Source organism: Shimia sp. R10_1 (genome assembly GCF_017744095.1).
Taxonomy (GTDB): Bacteria; Pseudomonadota; Alphaproteobacteria; order Rhodobacterales; family Rhodobacteraceae; genus Shimia.
This window is the reverse complement of sequence record NZ_JAGHQX010000016.1, coordinates 25,778-43,066: the sequence shown is the minus strand read 5'-3', so window position 1 is coordinate 43,066 and position 17,289 is coordinate 25,778. Positions and strand designations below refer to the sequence as shown.

The 17,289-nt window shown below is 54.9% G+C and carries 11 protein-coding genes and 3 pseudogenes; 9 read left to right on the top strand and 5 right to left on the bottom strand.

The window, feature by feature from the left end; genetic code table 11:
- Positions 1 to 442 precede the first annotated feature (442 nt).
- The gene (locus J7413_RS19455) at positions 443 to 1,570 is read left to right on the top strand and encodes a phosphatase PAP2 family protein (RefSeq protein ID WP_209101388.1); all 1,128 of its coding nucleotides are present in this window, start codon (positions 443 to 445) and stop codon (positions 1,568 to 1,570) included.
- The gene (locus J7413_RS19450) at positions 1,570 to 3,474 is read left to right on the top strand and encodes a hypothetical protein (RefSeq protein ID WP_209101386.1); all 1,905 of its coding nucleotides are present in this window, start codon (positions 1,570 to 1,572) and stop codon (positions 3,472 to 3,474) included. The genes J7413_RS19455 and J7413_RS19450 overlap by 1 nt, the downstream gene beginning before the upstream one ends.
- Positions 3,475 to 3,523: 49 nt before the next feature.
- On the opposite strand, the gene J7413_RS19445 is transcribed toward J7413_RS19450, so the two are convergent.
- Together J7413_RS19445 and J7413_RS19440 are read right to left on the bottom strand one after the other, a co-directional pair.
- Positions 3,524 to 4,753 (bottom strand): hypothetical protein, encoded by a 1,230-nt coding sequence (locus J7413_RS19445; RefSeq protein WP_209101383.1) that lies wholly within the window; start codon positions 4,751 to 4,753, stop codon positions 3,524 to 3,526.
- A 479-nt stretch (positions 4,754 to 5,232) separates the two neighbouring features.
- Entirely contained in the window at positions 5,233 to 6,618 is a 1,386-nt protein-coding gene (locus J7413_RS19440; protein ID WP_209101378.1) for a hypothetical protein, read from the bottom strand.
- A 665-nt stretch (positions 6,619 to 7,283) separates the two neighbouring features.
- Here J7413_RS19440 and J7413_RS19435 point away from each other — a divergent pair.
- The 4 genes from J7413_RS19435 (at position 7,284) to J7413_RS19420 (ending at position 10,873) form a co-directional block, all read left to right on the top strand.
- Positions 7,284 to 7,577, top strand: coding sequence for a hypothetical protein (locus J7413_RS19435; RefSeq protein WP_209101376.1), 294 nt, complete (start codon positions 7,284 to 7,286; stop codon positions 7,575 to 7,577).
- A 19-nt stretch (positions 7,578 to 7,596) separates the two neighbouring features.
- Positions 7,597 to 8,706 carry a hypothetical protein gene (locus J7413_RS19430; RefSeq protein ID WP_209101372.1) on the top strand — a complete coding sequence of 370 codons (1,110 nt, stop codon included), beginning with the start codon at positions 7,597 to 7,599 and terminating at the stop codon, positions 8,704 to 8,706.
- Between the two features lie 24 nt (positions 8,707 to 8,730).
- Positions 8,731 to 9,057: a hypothetical protein gene (locus J7413_RS19425; RefSeq protein ID WP_209101370.1), complete on the top strand. Its 327-nt coding sequence runs from the start codon at positions 8,731 to 8,733 to the stop codon at positions 9,055 to 9,057.
- A 508-nt stretch (positions 9,058 to 9,565) separates the two neighbouring features.
- The gene (locus J7413_RS19420) at positions 9,566 to 10,873 is read left to right on the top strand and encodes a peroxidase family protein (protein ID WP_348538785.1); all 1,308 of its coding nucleotides are present in this window, start codon (positions 9,566 to 9,568) and stop codon (positions 10,871 to 10,873) included.
- A gap of 564 nt (positions 10,874 to 11,437) precedes the next feature.
- On the opposite strand, the pseudogene J7413_RS19415 reads toward J7413_RS19420, so the two are convergent.
- Positions 11,438 to 11,731: pseudogene (locus J7413_RS19415) on the bottom strand (transposase); the annotation flags it as partial.
- A 138-nt stretch (positions 11,732 to 11,869) separates the two neighbouring features.
- On the opposite strand from J7413_RS19415, the pseudogene J7413_RS19410 reads away from it, so the two are divergent.
- A pseudogene (locus J7413_RS19410) lies at positions 11,870 to 12,369 on the top strand (transposase); the annotation flags it as partial.
- Here J7413_RS19410 and J7413_RS19405 read toward each other — a convergent pair.
- Positions 12,369 to 12,835, bottom strand: a pseudogene (locus J7413_RS19405) (transposase); the annotation flags it as partial. The pseudogenes J7413_RS19410 and J7413_RS19405 overlap by 1 nt on opposite strands.
- 340 nt (positions 12,836 to 13,175) lie before the next feature.
- Between J7413_RS19405 and J7413_RS19400 the strand changes: the two are divergent.
- Both J7413_RS19400 and J7413_RS19395 read left to right on the top strand, forming a co-directional pair.
- Positions 13,176 to 15,548 carry a hypothetical protein gene (locus J7413_RS19400; protein ID WP_209101352.1) on the top strand — a complete coding sequence of 791 codons (2,373 nt, stop codon included), beginning with the start codon at positions 13,176 to 13,178 and terminating at the stop codon, positions 15,546 to 15,548.
- Position 15,549: 1 nt separating this feature from the next.
- Positions 15,550 to 16,494, top strand: coding sequence for an FAD-dependent monooxygenase (locus J7413_RS19395; protein ID WP_209101349.1), 945 nt, complete (start codon positions 15,550 to 15,552; stop codon positions 16,492 to 16,494).
- A gap of 334 nt (positions 16,495 to 16,828) precedes the next feature.
- On the opposite strand, the gene J7413_RS19390 is transcribed toward J7413_RS19395, so the two are convergent.
- Entirely contained in the window at positions 16,829 to 17,257 is a 429-nt protein-coding gene (locus J7413_RS19390; protein ID WP_209101345.1) for a GFA family protein, read from the bottom strand.
- Between the last annotated feature and the right edge of the window lie 32 nt (positions 17,258 to 17,289).

The following is a 17,289-nucleotide window of genomic DNA, read 5'->3' as shown; positions in this document are numbered from 1 at the left end:
GCAAATTGGCCAAGATCTTTCCTGCGCCGCAGCAAACGCGCAAAGCCTGACCAGAAAGGCGCTCGCGCTCGGTTCAGCTCATCAATTTCTGCATCAGCAACACGTTGTTTTTCAACAGAATCGGCGGGAAGCGGAAGTTCGCTGCGGGTGAAAGTGACTTTGTCCCGATCTACGAAGGCAGACGTTCAAATAAGTGGGAGAAGCGCATCTTGCGCCTTTGAAGGCAACGTAACTTCAGATGCATCGAACTCGTGCCGCCCAGACAAAGTCACAAATGGCCAAGTCACGCAACTTTTTCATTGAGGCCTAGACACAGTCGAATGGTGCCCGCATGTGTCCACATCGAGCAGAGTATAGCGTGATTATTCTGTGAATTTTGCTCCACCCCTATTCGGACCCGTTAAAATACGCTTAGGATTGGCATTGGACACGGGAGGACCATATGCCATTTTCGAATACGGGGAACACGGGGAATACTGGAAACACCGGCAATACGGGAAACACCGGGAACACTGGAAATACCGGGGTTGAAACGAGTACGCCCGGCAGCGCGACGTCGATGCTGCTCAGTTCTGCGCTTCAGGCGGCGGCTGGGGATGTGGCCTCGCAGGCTGGCGATCTTCCTCTTCCAACACACGCGCAAACCAGGAAAGCACGGCGGTTGGCCCCCAGCCACCGCGCCCGTATTTTGCGGCAATATCTGACGGACGGCATTTCCGTCGCCGCCGCGGCATCAGACACATCCGGCGCACTCAAGGTAACTCTGACTTACAAGGGCAAGAGTTTCTTCTTGGAAGGGGACATTGATCCGAAGGTCTGGCGCGACAGAGCGAAAAAGGTCCGCAGCTTCTCGAAGTCCCGAGGAAAGCGACTGGCCGAGATTCAGCTTCAGCAAGGCGAAATCATGAGTTTCCTGAGCCAAGGCCTAAGGCTCAGCCCCGCCACCCATGGCCGACTGCTCGAGTTTCTGGGCATCTGTTTCGAAGCGATTGTTGATATCGAAACGCGCGTGAAAATGATGTTCAATATTCTGCGCCCGGTCGATTTCTTTCCCGAAATTGCGCCCCCGATTCAGACGCCCGAGCATTCTGCCTTCCCCAGCGGCCATGCGACAGAGGCATTCGGGCTCGCTATTCTCCTGTCGCATTTGGTGCCGGCAGCAGAACCGAAATTCACCGCGTCCAAGGCACGGCGTATTGCCGAAAACCGCGTATATGCCGGAGTGCATTATCAAGTCGACAACGCCGCGGGGGCCTATCTGGGCGAGTTTCTTGCAGCCGTCATGCTGGACAAAGCAGGTTTGAAGGAATTTGCGCTGTCACCGGACGGGTACAGCACAATCGAGGGACAGACGCCCGCACCGTCAGCGGCGACAGGTTCGGTAGACAAATCATCGGAACTGAATATCGCGACCGGGGAAGACTTGTTCGACATCGAACTCATGCTTGGCGAAATGGACACAAGGACAACTAGTGCCACGCAACCGGAAGACGCCAACACGGGGGCAGCCATCACCACAGAAGCGCTTTTGGGATGGTTGGTCGGCGCGGCGCTGGATGAGGTTTCTTGATGCAGCGTTTGGACCGGGCGTATCCGGCCGAAAACCTACCCGAGAATTACTTACCGTTGGCGATGGAGCTACGGCAGATCGGGCAGGCCAACGGCACCGACAGCCTGACCGGGTTTCACGGCTTTGTTGCGTTGACCGGGACCGGTTTTGACGTGTCCGGCGACAATACCGGCTCAACCAACGCCATCGATGTCGTTGTGCAGCTGGGAGCAATTTCCGACGCAGTACTTTTTGAGCCCTCCTCAGACGCGTTTGAGCAAGTCTTCAAAAACAGCAACCTGCTCACCTTGAGCGGCCCAGCCAACAGTGATCTGAACGACCGGACAGGCTTCGCCCCGACAGGGCGCAGCGAAAAAATTGTCGATGGTGGCGGCAAGCCGCCTTCTTATATAGCCGTCATTGACGTTGGCCTAGTACCTTGGCTGACCTATGGCACATCGCAGTTCAAACGGATCTCGCATCTCGACCTTGAACCGGGCAACGGCACGACGGTCGCGTTTTCCGATTGGAGCCGTGAAGATAGTCAACAGGATATGATGACAGGCCCCATCGGCGCGCGGATGCGCAATTGGGTGTCGCGCTTTCCAAACTGTATTTATGGCAAGGGTGCGTCTTTTGACGATTTCTCGCATGGCATCGCAATGACGGATTTGGCCTGCCTTGTACCCGAAGGCGAAACCGTGACGGACAATGCAGGGCTGATCGGAATAGAACTGCCTGCACGGGTCCTCGAAGACCCCAGCGGAGGAATATTAAAATCCGTTTTGCTGCCTGCTGTCACGCGCGCGATTGAGATCGTTCGCGACCTTGAACCTGAAGAGACCTCGGGGAATGTCGGATTGGAAATCGTGCTGGCGTATGCATTTACAGGCGGGCCGCACAGCGACGACAACAGATTTGCCCAAGAGCTTGTCAAATTGGTGGCAGCCGCGTCGCGCGGCAACGTCATCCCGACGTTGCATATCCCAATGGGCAACCATCAACAGGACAGCCTCTATGCCGAGTTGAAAGGCGATGACTATGTCGATTGGCTGCTGTTACCCGGTGACCGCACGCCCAATGTGATCTCGTTCTCGGTGAATAAAAAGGACCTTCCGCAAGACGGCTCGCCGTCATTGAAACTGACAGCGCCGGGCGCTGGCCCGTCATTGGAATTGATCCTAGACAAAGGTTTTGGCGCCGATATCGCTTTGACGGGAGTGTCTGATGTGATCGGGAGCTATTATTGCAACGCATCCCCCGACGGCAACCAGCTGCGCGGGCGGCTTACGCTTGGCGCGACACGCCCAAATGATAGGGCGATGCACCCTACACCCAGCGGCAGTTGGAAATTGGAACTTGGCAATACAACAGACGCTCAGCTTTGGATCTTACGTGATGATGCGGTGTCCTTCCTGAGCAATGACCAGAGCCGCAAACAAACCCGGTTCGATCACCCGGACTACAAAGTTTGGTTTCAAGGCCGCTATGGAACGACCGCACTGGACAGCACAAGCCCCATCAAACGCGCAGGCAGCGGATCGGAACTGGCGGCCACGGTTGACGAATTTGTGGCGTCAGTCGGGAGTAGCGAGTTTGCGACCCATTTCAAGTCCTGTGGCTCGGTTGACAAACCGCTACCCGGCGGTGGCAGCCCGCGGGAGCCCTTCATCGGCGGGATTGAGCTATTGAACGACGGCGCGCTTAGCTACTATAGCGGCGTATCAACGAGCCACGACGCAAACCGGAACAAAGGCACTGTCTTTGCCGTTGTGGATGATGGGCTGGACTTTGCCCATCACGAGGTTCAGATCACAGCATCGGGGGTCAAGGATACGGTGATCGGCACGTCGGTTGCATCCGCGTTGAGCGGCAACAAAGATGCACGCTCCATTCCAGCGACGCCCCCACCCTCGCAGATTTAAGCAAGCGCTCTGTTTTCTGGGCCACGCTTTGTGATCCGGTCCTACATAGTCAGTGTTGCGGCGTTTGGGTTATCTGGCGATGGGCCCTGCGAATTGATCTCAGATTGTAAAATACCCCGCGCACCAGGCCGGTACGGGGGAGTTTGGAAATGCGAAGCCGCCCTGAGGAATGGGCGCCAAGCACCATGATGTCCTCGACGATCACATCAACGATGAACCCGACATACCCCCCAATAACCGCGCCTGTTTTGCTGCCATCGCGGCATTCCCATACGGCTATGTCACCGGGTTGAACCGCGCCGGTGACCTCCCATCCCCAAGAGGTTTCATGCCACCGCAATGCCCATTTGTTGTTTGTTCCCACATATACGGCGCGTTGAACGCAATAATTTACGAAAGAGGCGGCCCAATGAACCGGATCGCGGCCGCCCGCAACAGTTGTTGCGTTATAGTTATAGAGCCTGGGGTTCAGCGCGCCGTGGTCCGAAGTGCACTGATCCGCAGCCAGTTCGGCTTGTGCGATATCAAACGCAGTGGCCAAGGGAGGGTAATCCAATGAAACATCCCCCAAGATTGGCTCCAGATCGCCGCACAGAACATAGCCGTCGACAAGGTGATCACCGATCAGGTCAACGCGCACCCAGCCGTTTTCGATGTCTTTCACAAACAGATAGCTGCCGGTGTTCAGGTGCTGCACCGCGTCAAAGCCGGGCCCCGGACCGCTGCGCAGGCTGGCACCATTGCGCGCGGTGACCGCAAATACAGGATCAACGCTTTCGGGGGTGAAACTAGCCAGATAGGGGGACCTGAACTTGAGAGCGCTTTGCCCGAAATCACGGATGGCAGGGTTTGTAAGAACTGGGGAGAACGGCACCTCAAGCCCCGGCCATATGCGCGGCGTAAGCTGCCACAATGACCAGGACTGCTGGGACAAAAACTGCATATGCCCCACATCTTCGGTCGCGTGGCAAAGCCATGCATGGTCTACCAAATCCAAGGCCAAAAGGGTTTGGCAGATCTCAGCCGTACCAAATACACCGATACGAAAACGACGCGCTGTATCCTTCCGCAGCTTGGCAAAAAGCGCCGATATGACCGCGACCCCTTCTGTGGCAACCAGTGCATTCGCGTTGAAATACACCGCTGACGCTGGGGCCATGCCCAAACCCTCAGCCATGTGCAAGACCGGGCCTGTGTCAGCGCTCAGGCTCAGCAAAACCAAGTTCATCTCGCTGTTGGCGATGTCGGCGGCTTCGCTTCGACTCAGATTGGTTTGCAACGATCCGTCCAAGCCTCCGCACGGACGAATGACCGTGGTCCCCCCTGCCGCACACAAAGCAGTTGCATGATGCCCAACCGCGTTGGGCGCATAAATAACCTGGTGCATCGTCTTACCTGTCACAACCAATGCGCCCATCAGACAGGTCTGGCGTGATTGCAGCGTGAAAAAGCTCTTCCGCCAAGGCTCGGGCCTGCTAACACTCTGAAAAGAGTTCTGTTTTCATTCCAAAATCCGCTGATGCAAGGTGTTTTCCCGCAGCAAGGGTGGCCGCCTTTCAAGCGGAAACAACGCAGGAGCAGCGGGTAAGTCGAAAGATCCAAAGGACGCGGCGGGTTTTGCCTCTGCCATCGAAGAGTAGCCCTTCCGATCAGCCAGATCGCGGCGGTCAAATCTGCTTGTCAGAGACGAAATCCGACACGCGCCAGTGCGTTCTTCATAGAGTTAACAGGCCCTAGTTTGTCGATGTGAGACGGCGCTTACTGTTCGATCATGCGCGCGGCGCGGCTGACTGTCTCTTCCGACAATCCTACGCGCCGCAAACTTGGCACTGGGTACTCATCTTCAATAAAGCGCCGAACATCAAAATTCGGCTCCAATTGACGCAACCGCAGAACATACCGGTTCGCCTCGTCCGGCAAATTTTTCAACAAAGCAATCGCAATCAGATAGCGAAGTGCAGGCCGATAGGTCGGCATTTTTGCACTGGCAAGCAGCGCGCTTGAATAACAGTCGTCAAAGTCGTGGGTCGACAACCCCAGAATCGCGTTCTGAACATCCCAGAAAAAGCTGTTTGTTAGAGGCTGCGCGCATTCGCGGGACCACCTTACCAGGTCCAACCCGCGCTGCGTTTCTCCGTTGTAAAACGCCGCTGTTCCAGCAGCGAAACCCGCATAGGGATCCTCCTCATCTATCGTCAAAGCCTTTTGAGCCAGGAACCGCGCATAGTCAGCATCTCCCGACAGAAGCAAATGAACATGCGCAGCAAGGGCCAGCGCTGTTGAGTTGCTGCTGGACAGGGCGACAGCCTTGGACGCGTCCTCCATCGCAGACACCGCAAGCTCGGTCGTCGTGTCCGAACTGTCCAGCGCCTTGGTCAGCTTCGCGAATCCGCGCCAGGCCAAGGGCAGCGCCGCATCGGTCTGATGACTTACCACCGTATCAAGCAGCGCCATCCCGGTTCTTAAATCGCTGTTCTGACCAGTAAACAGTCGCGCCGACGCAAAGTTCATCACAAAAAATGGATCTGAATTGGCGGCCAAATTAATCTTCCGATCCGCCAAGGCAGCAATTGCTTCGTTGCAAAACCTTGCGAATGGATTACTTTCACCGTTCGATTTGGCCGTGAAATCAATGCGCGTGCGCCCCGACCAAACATGCCTGGATTTTGGCGCCTCCACAATAGAAAGCGAAAAAACCCATTGCGATCCGACGGGATAAGCGGTCACATCTATTCGGTCATGCGGCATTTTTGGATCTATGCGCTGATTGCGATAAACCTCGACTGGCCCCGTCGCAACCAATCGCTCCGCCAAAATATCGCCAAGCATATTTTGCAGCAGTCCCGCCTCACCCGAAACGGCCTCGTCGGTGGAAATGCTCATGACACGCCTGTAAGACGTATGGGGAGCTGGCGATTCAAGTGCAGAAGATGGCTGCGGCGCGTCGAAAAACATCCGCGTGTCGCGCAGCCAATCATCAAATTCAGGGTCATTGATGAACAAGTCTTCCAGCAATTCACCACCAGAGGTCGCATCGTTTAAAATGATCACGTCTGGCGCAAGCCGGATATTGACCCGATCCGTGATCAGGCAATCGGCATATGGTCCAAATGCCTTGCGGATGTTGCTGAGCGCGCGGCGCAAACTTGTATTGGCCTGAGTGTCAAACCGTTCACTCCAAAGCTTGGTTTTCAACCAATTGCGGCTTCGTGCGCGTTCCGGAGCAAGCGCGAGAAGGGCCAAGATACCCTTTTCCCGCGCGCCACGTGGCGTGATATCCGCCCCGCCAGACCCGCGGCACAAAAATATTCCTCGAAGCTTCAACTCTATTGACATAAAACTCAGTCCCCGAATGCACAGAACTTAGTCTGAAGCGGGGTTTCAATCAATACAGGCAAAACGTGTGCCATAAACCAGCCTTTGCCTCACCCAGATTACGCGTTTCGCGCCGGACAGCGAGGTACTTACCTGCGCAGGGATCACTGTCTTCAGCCGCGTCTATGGTCAGGCCCCACTAATCCTGCCCGCTCATTTGCAAACATGGCCCCTCCCTCCAATTTCCCAAGCTGCAATCAAATTTTGCTACGAACGTCCAAAACTTCAAAACTAAATCCCTGTCCCCCACGCAATTGACAGGCGGCACGTCTAGCCCGTTGTCTGGGCAATAAGCCAAATTCCGGTTTCGTCGAAAACTCGTCACGTCGCCGCTCTTTTCTGCAATTGTAATTTCCCGCTCACGGCACAGCACTCACGATAGAATCACGCCGTCGCCTTAATTATGAGCCCGATAAATTTATTGGGGGCGTTTTATGAAGAAACGAAGCTTCACCGTTGTAAGAGACACGCTGTTTAACCGGCTTCATCAAGCCAGTGGGAAAAAAGTCGCCCACAACCACAAAGTCACTACCCACATCGGCAAGACCCCGTCTGCTGCAATTACGTTCAACGCATTCCTGGCCGTCGTCAACAACCTCGAGCCATTCAAGACAGACGGGCTCTTCCTGGCACCCGGCATTCTTTCCCACACGGCAAGTGTCGAGGACCTCTTGACCGCCATCACCGAAAACTATGAGCGCCGCGGCTGGACCGTGACCCTTCCCTAATTGCGCAAGGAGAAACACAATGCGAAAGTCATCTATGCGCGAAGGCGCAATTGCGCTCGTTCTGGGCTGCTGGGCCTTGCCTGTTTGGGCCTTGCCGGACGCAGACATCAAAGCCTCCGACACCAACGGCAATGGCGTTGTTGATCGCGGCGCAGAACTGGATGGTCTGCTTGCACAACAAAGCCGGTTAACTGCTGCGCAGAAAACCAAAGTTGGCCTGTTTTTGACAGGCGACATCGAGACGCTGAAAGTTGCTGACCTCATAGCGGCGGACCAGCCGCAAATGGCTGCGTTCTGCCGCGACGGCAAACGCTTCCATCTGCAGGAGAGTATTCGCGACGTCTCGGTCTTTGATCCGGATCTTGTGGCTCCGTCCAAGAATGGTGCCCTGCTGTCCTATTCCGATGATCGTACCGCAGGCGACACTACCTGGGAAGCGAAAGGCGCAATCGCATGGGTTGCCACCAGCGGATCGCAGCGCTGCCTTCTGGCGAAGACCGTCGAGCGGCCCAACGGTGCCCAGCTCTCGGGCTTTGGCATCGCTCCGTTTCTCTCTTTTGACGGCAAAGGCTCCACGAGCGCTGGTGACGTGGCAGAGATCAAACTGGGCGTGCTCACACAATGGCAGTTCTTCGGCGGCGTCTTCGACCTGCAGGAAATTGGCGTTGCGCCGTTTTATCAAACGGATCTGGATGGTGATGCCGAAATTTATGGGCTATCCGCAACCTGGAAACCATATCACTTTGAAAGCCGGTTGAATGGGCTGCAGGGCGACAAAGCGAGGCAGTTCTTCGATTGGTCGCTGGTGGGCACTTTTAACTATCTGTCCGTAGAAAAGGCAGGGACGTCCGGGCTGACCGCCGGCGATGAACATGCCTGGGTGGGTGTTGATCTGGGCGCTGGCTACACCTTTTCCGATGTCGGCTATGGGCTGCGCCTCTCCACCGGCGTCAACGCCAACTACGATTTCATCAACGAAGACGATGCGGTCCTCTTCAACGCCTCTGCACGGCTCAGACTGGGCAAGGACGCGCGTGCCTATCTGGAGCTGCGCTACGAAAACGGAACCGAGGCGCTGACGCTGCGCGACATCGACGAAACCAAACTGACCCTACGCTTCGTCTTTTAACACACCAAATCAGGAGCTTACCCCATGAGCACACCACCAAGAACCAAGGATTTCTCAGCTTGGATCAATTTGCAGCCGCCCGGCCCCAGCAACCTTGTCGTGACAGGAGAGGTCGAAACGCCCAGCAGCGCGGACATCCCGGTCCTGACCGAGACAGAAGATCCGCGCAATCCACCCTCTACCCTGGAACTTGACCTGACCATTCGCAATTCTGGCGGGATCGGAACCCCTGCTTTCGAGTTCCAAAGTGTCCGGTTCGAAAAGCCCGCCTCGGCGAGCGAATACGATAGGGTTCTCATCCTGTGGCAGGGCTCGATCGTCAATAGCGTCGACGTTGGCGAGGTACACTGAGACCGGCCTGTAGACCTCAACTCGAAACAATCCAAAGCCAATTGACACGATCATGCGTGATCCGTGCGTGATTCAAGCAATCACCGAGATCAGCCTTCTGGAATACCGGTCGGCTCACGCAACGCGTGGCACTGTGCCGGGAAGGTTCGGATGAGCGCAACAGAAGAAATCAAAGCGCAGCCGCGGCCCCCGAAGACGCCACGTGAATCGGTAACCACCCAACCAAATTAGCAGGAAGGATAAATCCATGATACCTGAATCCCACGGAATGCATTCGGCCATAAGCGGGCCCAAACCCGGCTTCTCACGGCTCTTTCCAAATCTTCCCGCCTTTCAGATTTCGCCCACCGCCGCTTTGATGCTAGGCAGCGCGATGACTGTGGAGGGCGCGCCAAAGAAAGACGGGATCATGCCCGCAGGATATACCTACTTTGGCCAGTTTATCGACCATGACATCACCCGAGACGTCACTCCCGACAGCGACGCTCTGGACGGTCCTTTGCCTGCTGTGATGCTTGAAATCGAACAGGCCCGTTCGCCCACACTCGATCTCGACAGCGTCTACGGAAGCGTGCCGGAAGGCACGAAGGGCGGCACGAGTCCGCGCAGCAACAACGGCACCGGTCCCTTCTTTGAATTTGGTATCACGAGACCCAGCGCGGGGGCCGGAAACTCTGGCCAACCGCTCGCCAATGATCTACCGAGGGGGCCTTTTCCGCTAGATGCAAATGGGGACCGCACCGATGCGCCAGCCAAAGTTCTCATTCCAGATGACCGCAACGATGAGAACCTGATTGTCGGGCAAATGCATCTGGCCTGGATGAAGTTTCACAATGCTGTCGCGCGCACGCTGATGAGCAATGATATGTCGTTGTCGGACACAATGGCCTTCGAAAAGGCGCGCGAGCTTGTAACGCAACATTACCAACACATCGTGCTGCACGATTTCCTCAAAAAGGTCTGCGAGCCGAATGTCTGGGCCGATGTCGTGCAAAAAGGCAAATGCCGCCATTGCGACACGACGGTCGCCGAAACCGCGACCATGCCGCTGGAATTTGCCGTCGCCGCATTCCGGTTCGGCCACACGATGATTCGACAGGCCTATGATTGGAATGCCAACTTCATGCGCGGCGGTTTCTTCGATAGAGCAGCGGTTTTTGACGGGAAACTGAACCGCTTGTCGCTGTTCTTCCACACTTGCAACAACCTGTCCCTCGAAGAGCAGCTCGAAACGAATTGGATTGCCGATTGGCGCCGCTTGCTCGATTTTACAGGAACCGGTTTTGATGTGGGCGATGCCGACTTCGTCAATGCTGCGGCTTTTGATCCGCTCCTGGCATCTGGCATGGGCAACCTCGGGCGCGCGCCCAACAAGCCCGTTCTTAACAATCTGGCCGCTTCTAACCTGCGCCGCGGGGCGCTGCGCGGTTTGCCATCAGGCCAAGACGTGAGCGCGGCAATGAGCACTGTGAAGGTTCTGACAAAAGCGGAGATGAAGAAGAACCTGCCCGAGGACATGGCAGGCCTCGTCGACACGCTCGAGCTCGATCAAAAGGCCCCTTTGTGGTTCTACATCCTACAAGAGGCGAATGCCCGCCATAATGGCGATCACCTGGGCGAAATGGGCTCTATTCTTGTGGCGGAAACGCTTGTCTCTTTGGTGAAAGCCAGTAAGCCAAGCATTATCGCGAGCGGTTGGGCGCCTAGCCAAAGTCCACTGCGGCTCTCGAACGGCTCCGAGGTCGATACCTTGCCGAAGATGATGGCGTTCTGCGACGAAAACGGGAACCCTATCATCAACCCATTGGGCGTGTAACTCCCCTGAAGCTAGGATGGGCGGGCGGTGTCTCTCTTTACATCCGTTCATCCAAAACGAGAACTATCCACTCTATAAACAATCTTCAGTTGCTTAAAAAGCAATTCAAGTTTCAGCGACTTTTCAACACACCAATAACAACACACCAATAACAATGGCATCGTAGATAGTTCGCCTCAGCGACGTTGGAGTAACGCGCAGTTTTTACATCCTTGCGCACTTCTTAAGTCCACAGTCGTTTTCCAGTTCTGCTAAGTATCAGTGGGAGATGGCGCTTTTGTGGGGCGCGCGTCAGAGATTAACATTATCAAAAACTTAACTCGCTGTGACGCGCACTGAAAATCCAACGCTTTATGGTTGCTAAATGTTCGAACCCCGAAAGCGGATTCGAAAAGCTGACACTGGTGCAGTCGCAGCGAATTGGCGCTTTGTCCGCATACTGTGTGACCTGCTCCCCTTTGAGTCCGCGTTTTTCAGTCAGCTCTGTTCAGGGTTTGGTCCTCTCTTGACCGTTGGTGATACTCCCACGGTGATCAGCCCCACTTGAGTGGTCCAATTTGATTTTTAGTGCATGATCGGCCTTTGGTCCATCTGGACGATGGTTTCCGGAGCCGGAGGGCGGTAGCCCAGAGCGCTGTGTAGTCGTTTGGTGTTACAGTGTTTTCTCAATTCTTCGATCAGGATTTGTGCTTCGCGCAGACTGTAGAAGATTTCGGCGTTCAAGAACTCGTCGCGGAACCTTGCGTTGGAGCCTTCGCAATATCCGTTCTCCCAAGGGCTGCCTGGCTCGATGTACGCAGCCTTTGCACCGACTGCTTTGATCCAATCCTGGACGGCCTGAGCAATAAACTCCGAGCCCTAACACCTTCGGAGTGATGCTGGTTTAAAAGCTATGATTGCCTGCGCAGCCCCCAAATAGCGCAGCAGGTGATCATAGCCGGGTCTCAGGTCTCTACAGTGGTTTTGCAACAAACCACACAGCGAGGGAGACCGACTATGACCGATGCCATTATTGCACAATCCGAGCCTGTTTTGGTTGCGATTGATATCGCCAAAGCGCGCCATGAAGTTCTGATCGCTGTTCCCGGTAAGAAGCACTGCCGCCGTCTGACCGTGTTGAACCAACTCGACGAATTCAACCGATTGATCGCAACACTTCTAGATTATAGCCGTCCTGTGCGCGCGGCCTTTGAAGCCACAGGCAATTACCACCGCGCTCTGGCTTACAGGCTTGGGAACGCCGGTTTGATGTGAAGCTGGTGTCTTCGGTCGCATTGGCGCGCACCCGCGAAGCCTTGAACAACAGTTGGGACAAGAACGGCCCAAAGGATGCGCAAGTCATCCTGCACATGATGCAGATCGGGAACGAGCAGTTCGATCACGACCCACTGTTGTGCGGCACAAACGATCTTCAGGAACTGTCCAAGACGCACGACATCGTCTCGCGTTCGAAGACTGAGCTATGGCATCGCACCCTGACCCACTATCTGCCGCTATAGCCGTAGCGGCCATACTTCCGCGTCAACTCGATCATATCGGCCACCAAACGTTCTTCGTCTGGGCGACCAACTGGCACCGTCCGCTGCGTGGATCGGTGTTGTTTCAGAACACGGCATGCGCGACGCTCCGAGCCATTCAACTCAGTACGGACGCGGTCAATGCAGTCACGACGGCGAGCGGGGCTCAGAAGTTTCCCTTCGCAGCTTCCGCCAAGATCAGCTTGTCGAGCGTCAGATCAGAAACGGCCCTTCTCAGCCGCTCGTTCTCTTTCTGCAAGCGCTTCAGTTCCTTCAATTGATTCAGGTCCATTCCACCGTATTTCTTCTTCCAACGGTATAACGTTTGTTCAGTCACACCAATCTGGCGGATCGAATCCAAACGCGGCATGCCTTGCCCCGTCAGAACCTCAACCTGCCGCAACTTCGTGATAATCTTTTCTGGCTTTGGTCGCTTGTTGGTCATGTGTTTCCTCCGTTTTCCTAAACATAGCGGAGGACCACTTCACTGGGGGAGGATCAACGGGGTTAGCCCGTCGAGGCTCGAGTGTGGGCGGTGGTGATTGCGGTCGGCGCCGCTACCAGTGATTTATGTTGTGAGAACTACCAGATGTCGTTTTGCTCCAAATCAACAGTCAGCTTGATTTCACGATCAAATCACGGCAGCTCCCTAAACTTTCCCTTGTGCTATTCGTAGCCCCTTACTCCCGGTCGAAGTCGACACAAATGTCAACAGGCAGATTATGCAGTGACCGAATGACTGGGGTGGTAGGTCAGTTTTGCATTTTGTTACTCAGGAGCTTGTCATGATCGCGATCGTAAGAGAGATAATTCAGAGGTTGAGTGATGGTGGATGGAGTCCCATCTTCGCGAAGTTTGGGATCAATCCTGCCTCAGAAACATTGCATGACGACCTGATAAAGCCGGTTGGCCTGTCGCCAAATCAAATAGCAATGATTCCGGGATTTGGGGACATCTCCCCGTTGGCAAAGCAAGCAATTGAGCCGGGAAGTCCGGCGCGCAGTATTCTATTCCATGCATTATCTTCACCGAATGTCACAACCACACCAGACGGCACGCCTTTGGCGGCCTTTCCGACCGCGGCCGATCTGGATCAGATGGAAAATGTAGTCTTTGGTCTTGTGCCTCCAACATTCGAGGCCTTGGCAGCGCGATTTGGCAATACAGCCAATCTGGCCGCTGTTGTTTTTGCCCGTGAATATCGTCAAGCGGCAAAGACAGTTCACGGCGATCATGCTGATCTGGTTTTCTCAAGAACAGGCATCACCCGCGTTGGAACTGAAGAGGCTGTATGGGACGGTAAAACACGCAGTTACCTGCCACGTGAAGAAGATGATGATCCCTTCGCCTTTCGTGTACTCCCCTGTCGCTATGGCGTCTACCTGGCAGTGCAGCTCAAGGGCAAAAAGGACGATTTCGGGCCTTTCAAGTTCAACCGTGCATTTGAGCTAAACGGACAGGAGGCGAATGAGCCAGACGATCAACTGGATTTTTGGGTGCCTGTCCACAAACTGTTTGATGGCTCTGACTGTTTGCTGGGACTAACGTTAGACGTACAATTGGACGCTCACCATATTAATGAAAAATTGCGCCGTATCCATGTTAACAACTTGGGCGAACGTGGGCTTGGTGGTTTCGACACGGGATTCAAGTCCCCTGCAACGGATGTAGCACCTTTCTTGGTGACAAGTGGACTCGCTTCGTTTTTGAACCAAAATGTTCATGGCTCTGGGACGCTTGCTGCCACTGTGCGCCCACGAGTAATCGAACCTACTGAACTAAATGGTCAGCAAATTGGAACGAAAATACCTGCCCGAAGGCACGGTGGTCTATCACCGAGCTTTTTTACTCCTGGAGGACAACGCGGAGCGCATCCCTCGCCGGAATGGATGCATGTGCGAAGCCGCTTAAAGAGGGATGGAACCATCGATAACCTCAATTTGCGGGAAGATGTTGCAGATGTTGTGCGCAGTGCAAGTGTCGCTGGTGTTCGCAACTTCACTGCTGGTCATTACACCGACTTTACCGGCGATGGCTGGATTGATGCCAAAGTTGGCGGTCTGCTTGGTAGTCGTCTTGATCGCATGGTTCCCGCTTATTCTGTGATCGCAGCTCCTGACTTTTACCCTTATGTTGATCAGTCAGTACTACTTGACTGGTGGCGCACCCAGGTTCCGACTAACCTCAGAAGCGAAATGTGGAACAGGCTTCCACTGGCGCTTTGCGATCAAAGATCTGCCGCGAATATTACGTTGCGTGAATTTGGTGGCGACATCAGACCTGAAAACAAAACCCCAACGGCAATAGTTGGACTTAAGGGCTCGGCAAATGCAGGTTCGTCGCGGGGTTCAGAGCTGGAAATTCAGCGTGTGTCGGCGCTCCCGGATGCAGGCGCTGGAGTTTATCAACCCGGTTGGGATGTGAGTACCGATGTAACGCGGGTTGATGAGCACAATGAAGATGTCCTGCACTTGGCTGCCTACGGCCTTGGCAGCCCGTTTCCCGAGGACGCGAAACTCTGTGCGGCGCTGTCAGCGTTCTGGCCTGGCGTGGCTCCGGATTCGGCTCGTAGTTCTGGGCAGCGCCCCATCGCACCGATGACGGACCGTGAAGTTGGGCTTGATGGTGCTCCGGCTTGGGACGGTGTCCCGGGCCCGCGTCGACATGTCGATGGAAGTAACCGAGAGTTTGTCGAAACCGACAACTTTGATCATGTCGATTACGTCCAGAACGCACTGGATGGGCGGTTCACGATGGTGGAAACCATGAAAGTCAGTCAGCAAGATTATCAGGGCCGCGTTTTGGCGACCGCGCGGATGCGCCAGTTTCTGCGGGCATCAAACAATCAAAGGCCCGGCGATCCACTCAACCTTGGTGCTGTCAGAATTCTCTCGTTTAATCAGGGACGGCAGAGCAATGCGACCGTTGCCAGCGCAGAATCCGCATTGGGTATCCAGTTTGATGCGGGAGTTTGTCAATTTGGACTAGCCGAAGTTATGGCTGCAAACAGGCCAGTCAGAGCAGCGCCTGGTTCTCCACGGTGGCTGCGGAGAGAAGAAATCACCGAAGAGGTCGATGTTATTATCGGCTCTGATGGCCTGACCGCATTTCGGTTCAAAGGCCGGAATTGGGAACCGGCCGAACCGCTGGTGGGTTGAATTGCGAGCCGTAGATGTTCTTGTGATCGGCGGAGGCCCGGCAGGGCTCTCCGCTGGTATTCACGCGGCAAGTGTTGGGTTGAAAGTTCTTGTCCTTGAACGGGCACAGACCTTACCTGCTGGACCTGGCGAGACCTTTCACCCGGGAATAGAAGCGATCTTTGGTTCCCTCGGAATTGCCGAAATTACCAAAAAAAGCGCAACAGCGCGCCACGAGGAAATTCTGATTCATCGTTGCGGCCGAACTCAGCGGGTGAAGTATGGCCCTGGTTGGTGCGGATTCCAGCTGCGTCGATCCCAGTTGAATCAAATTCTGCAAGCTAGGCTCCTCGAGACTGGTGGAGAGGTCCAGTTCGGTACAGTAGGGTACGACCTATGCGTTGATAAACAGGGCTTTCGGGTGAAGACAAAGCCTGGAACAATCGAAACACGCTGGATTGTAGATGCCAGCGGATATTCCGGCTGGCTGGATCAGAATCTCGAGGAGACGATGACCCAGGTGTCACATCCGATTTGGCTCGAATATGGCTATCGCTGCACCGATCCGAAAGAAAGTAACTCACCAAGCCTGAAGATTGGCGATATGGGTTGGCATTGGCAAGCCCCTTTGGGCGACGGCGAAACTGCGTGGGTTCGCGGCAGCGATCAAGTTCCGAAACGAAGCGCTGCAGGTTCTAAGCTGATAGATGGAACCTGGCGCTTTTCAAAGCGACCGGCCAGTGCCAACTATTTTCGCGTCGGTGATGCGGCATGCCGTCTGGATCCTCGTAACGGACACGGCGTGCTGCGCGCCATGATGTCCGCCATAATGGCCGGTCATCTAATCAAAGCTACAAACACGAGGCAAATCGAAGCTGAACAAGCAGCGCAGATTTATACTGGATGGCTGCACAAGTGGTTTCAATATGATGCGGATCAATTGCAAAATCTGAGTCGGATTTTATAGGCGTTGTCCGATGATCTGCAGCGAAGTCCCGCGACTTTCTCATTCGCAGACCGTGAGCTTTTGCTATCGCAGCGAATGGCCGGTAAGCGGGCTGTTCCCGCAGCATTGTAACCGTGTGTCGAAGGTCTGGAATGGGCCGGTTTGGATAGCGACTTGGATTCAATGATACAATGATGCTGCATTAGCTCCGACGGCGGCAACGAGCCCAATCTGTGAGTTCACTTTTGTTGCTGCAACTGCAAGCAACGCAAATTTTGCTGCACAAGCAGCATAGTGAGCAAGCAAGCGATCGTCCAACGCACAGTAGGCTGCATTGTGGCAGCGTAGCATCAGGCTATGGATCGTAGCCGCTCAGATCCTCGGGCGCATGCAGCAAAGTCCCATCGTATTTTGTAAGGTCATCGTTCATCTGAAGCCACGGCAGTTTGCTTTGATAGTTCACATGGAAGGTTGGTTTGAAATCCGCAGGGTTTTCCAGGGACGCTGCGTATAGGTGCATCCCTCCTGCATAGTGATCAGCCTCAAAGCCAACCGGCGATCCGCAATGCGCGCAGAAATGTCTGAAAACGCCTTTCGAGCTTTCGATGGTCTTCGGCGCATTTCCGGTCCACTTGAAGTTCCTGATCGGCACCCCCAGCCAAGCGACGACTGGTGCGGCGCAGTTTCTGCGGCAATCGTCGCAATGGCAGTAGCAGGCCCAGGTTACTTCGCCTTCAAACTCCCATTGCGTTTTTTTGCACAGGCAAAACCCTCGTGTTGTCATCTGTCTCTCCAGCTATTGTATCTGGGTGGCCG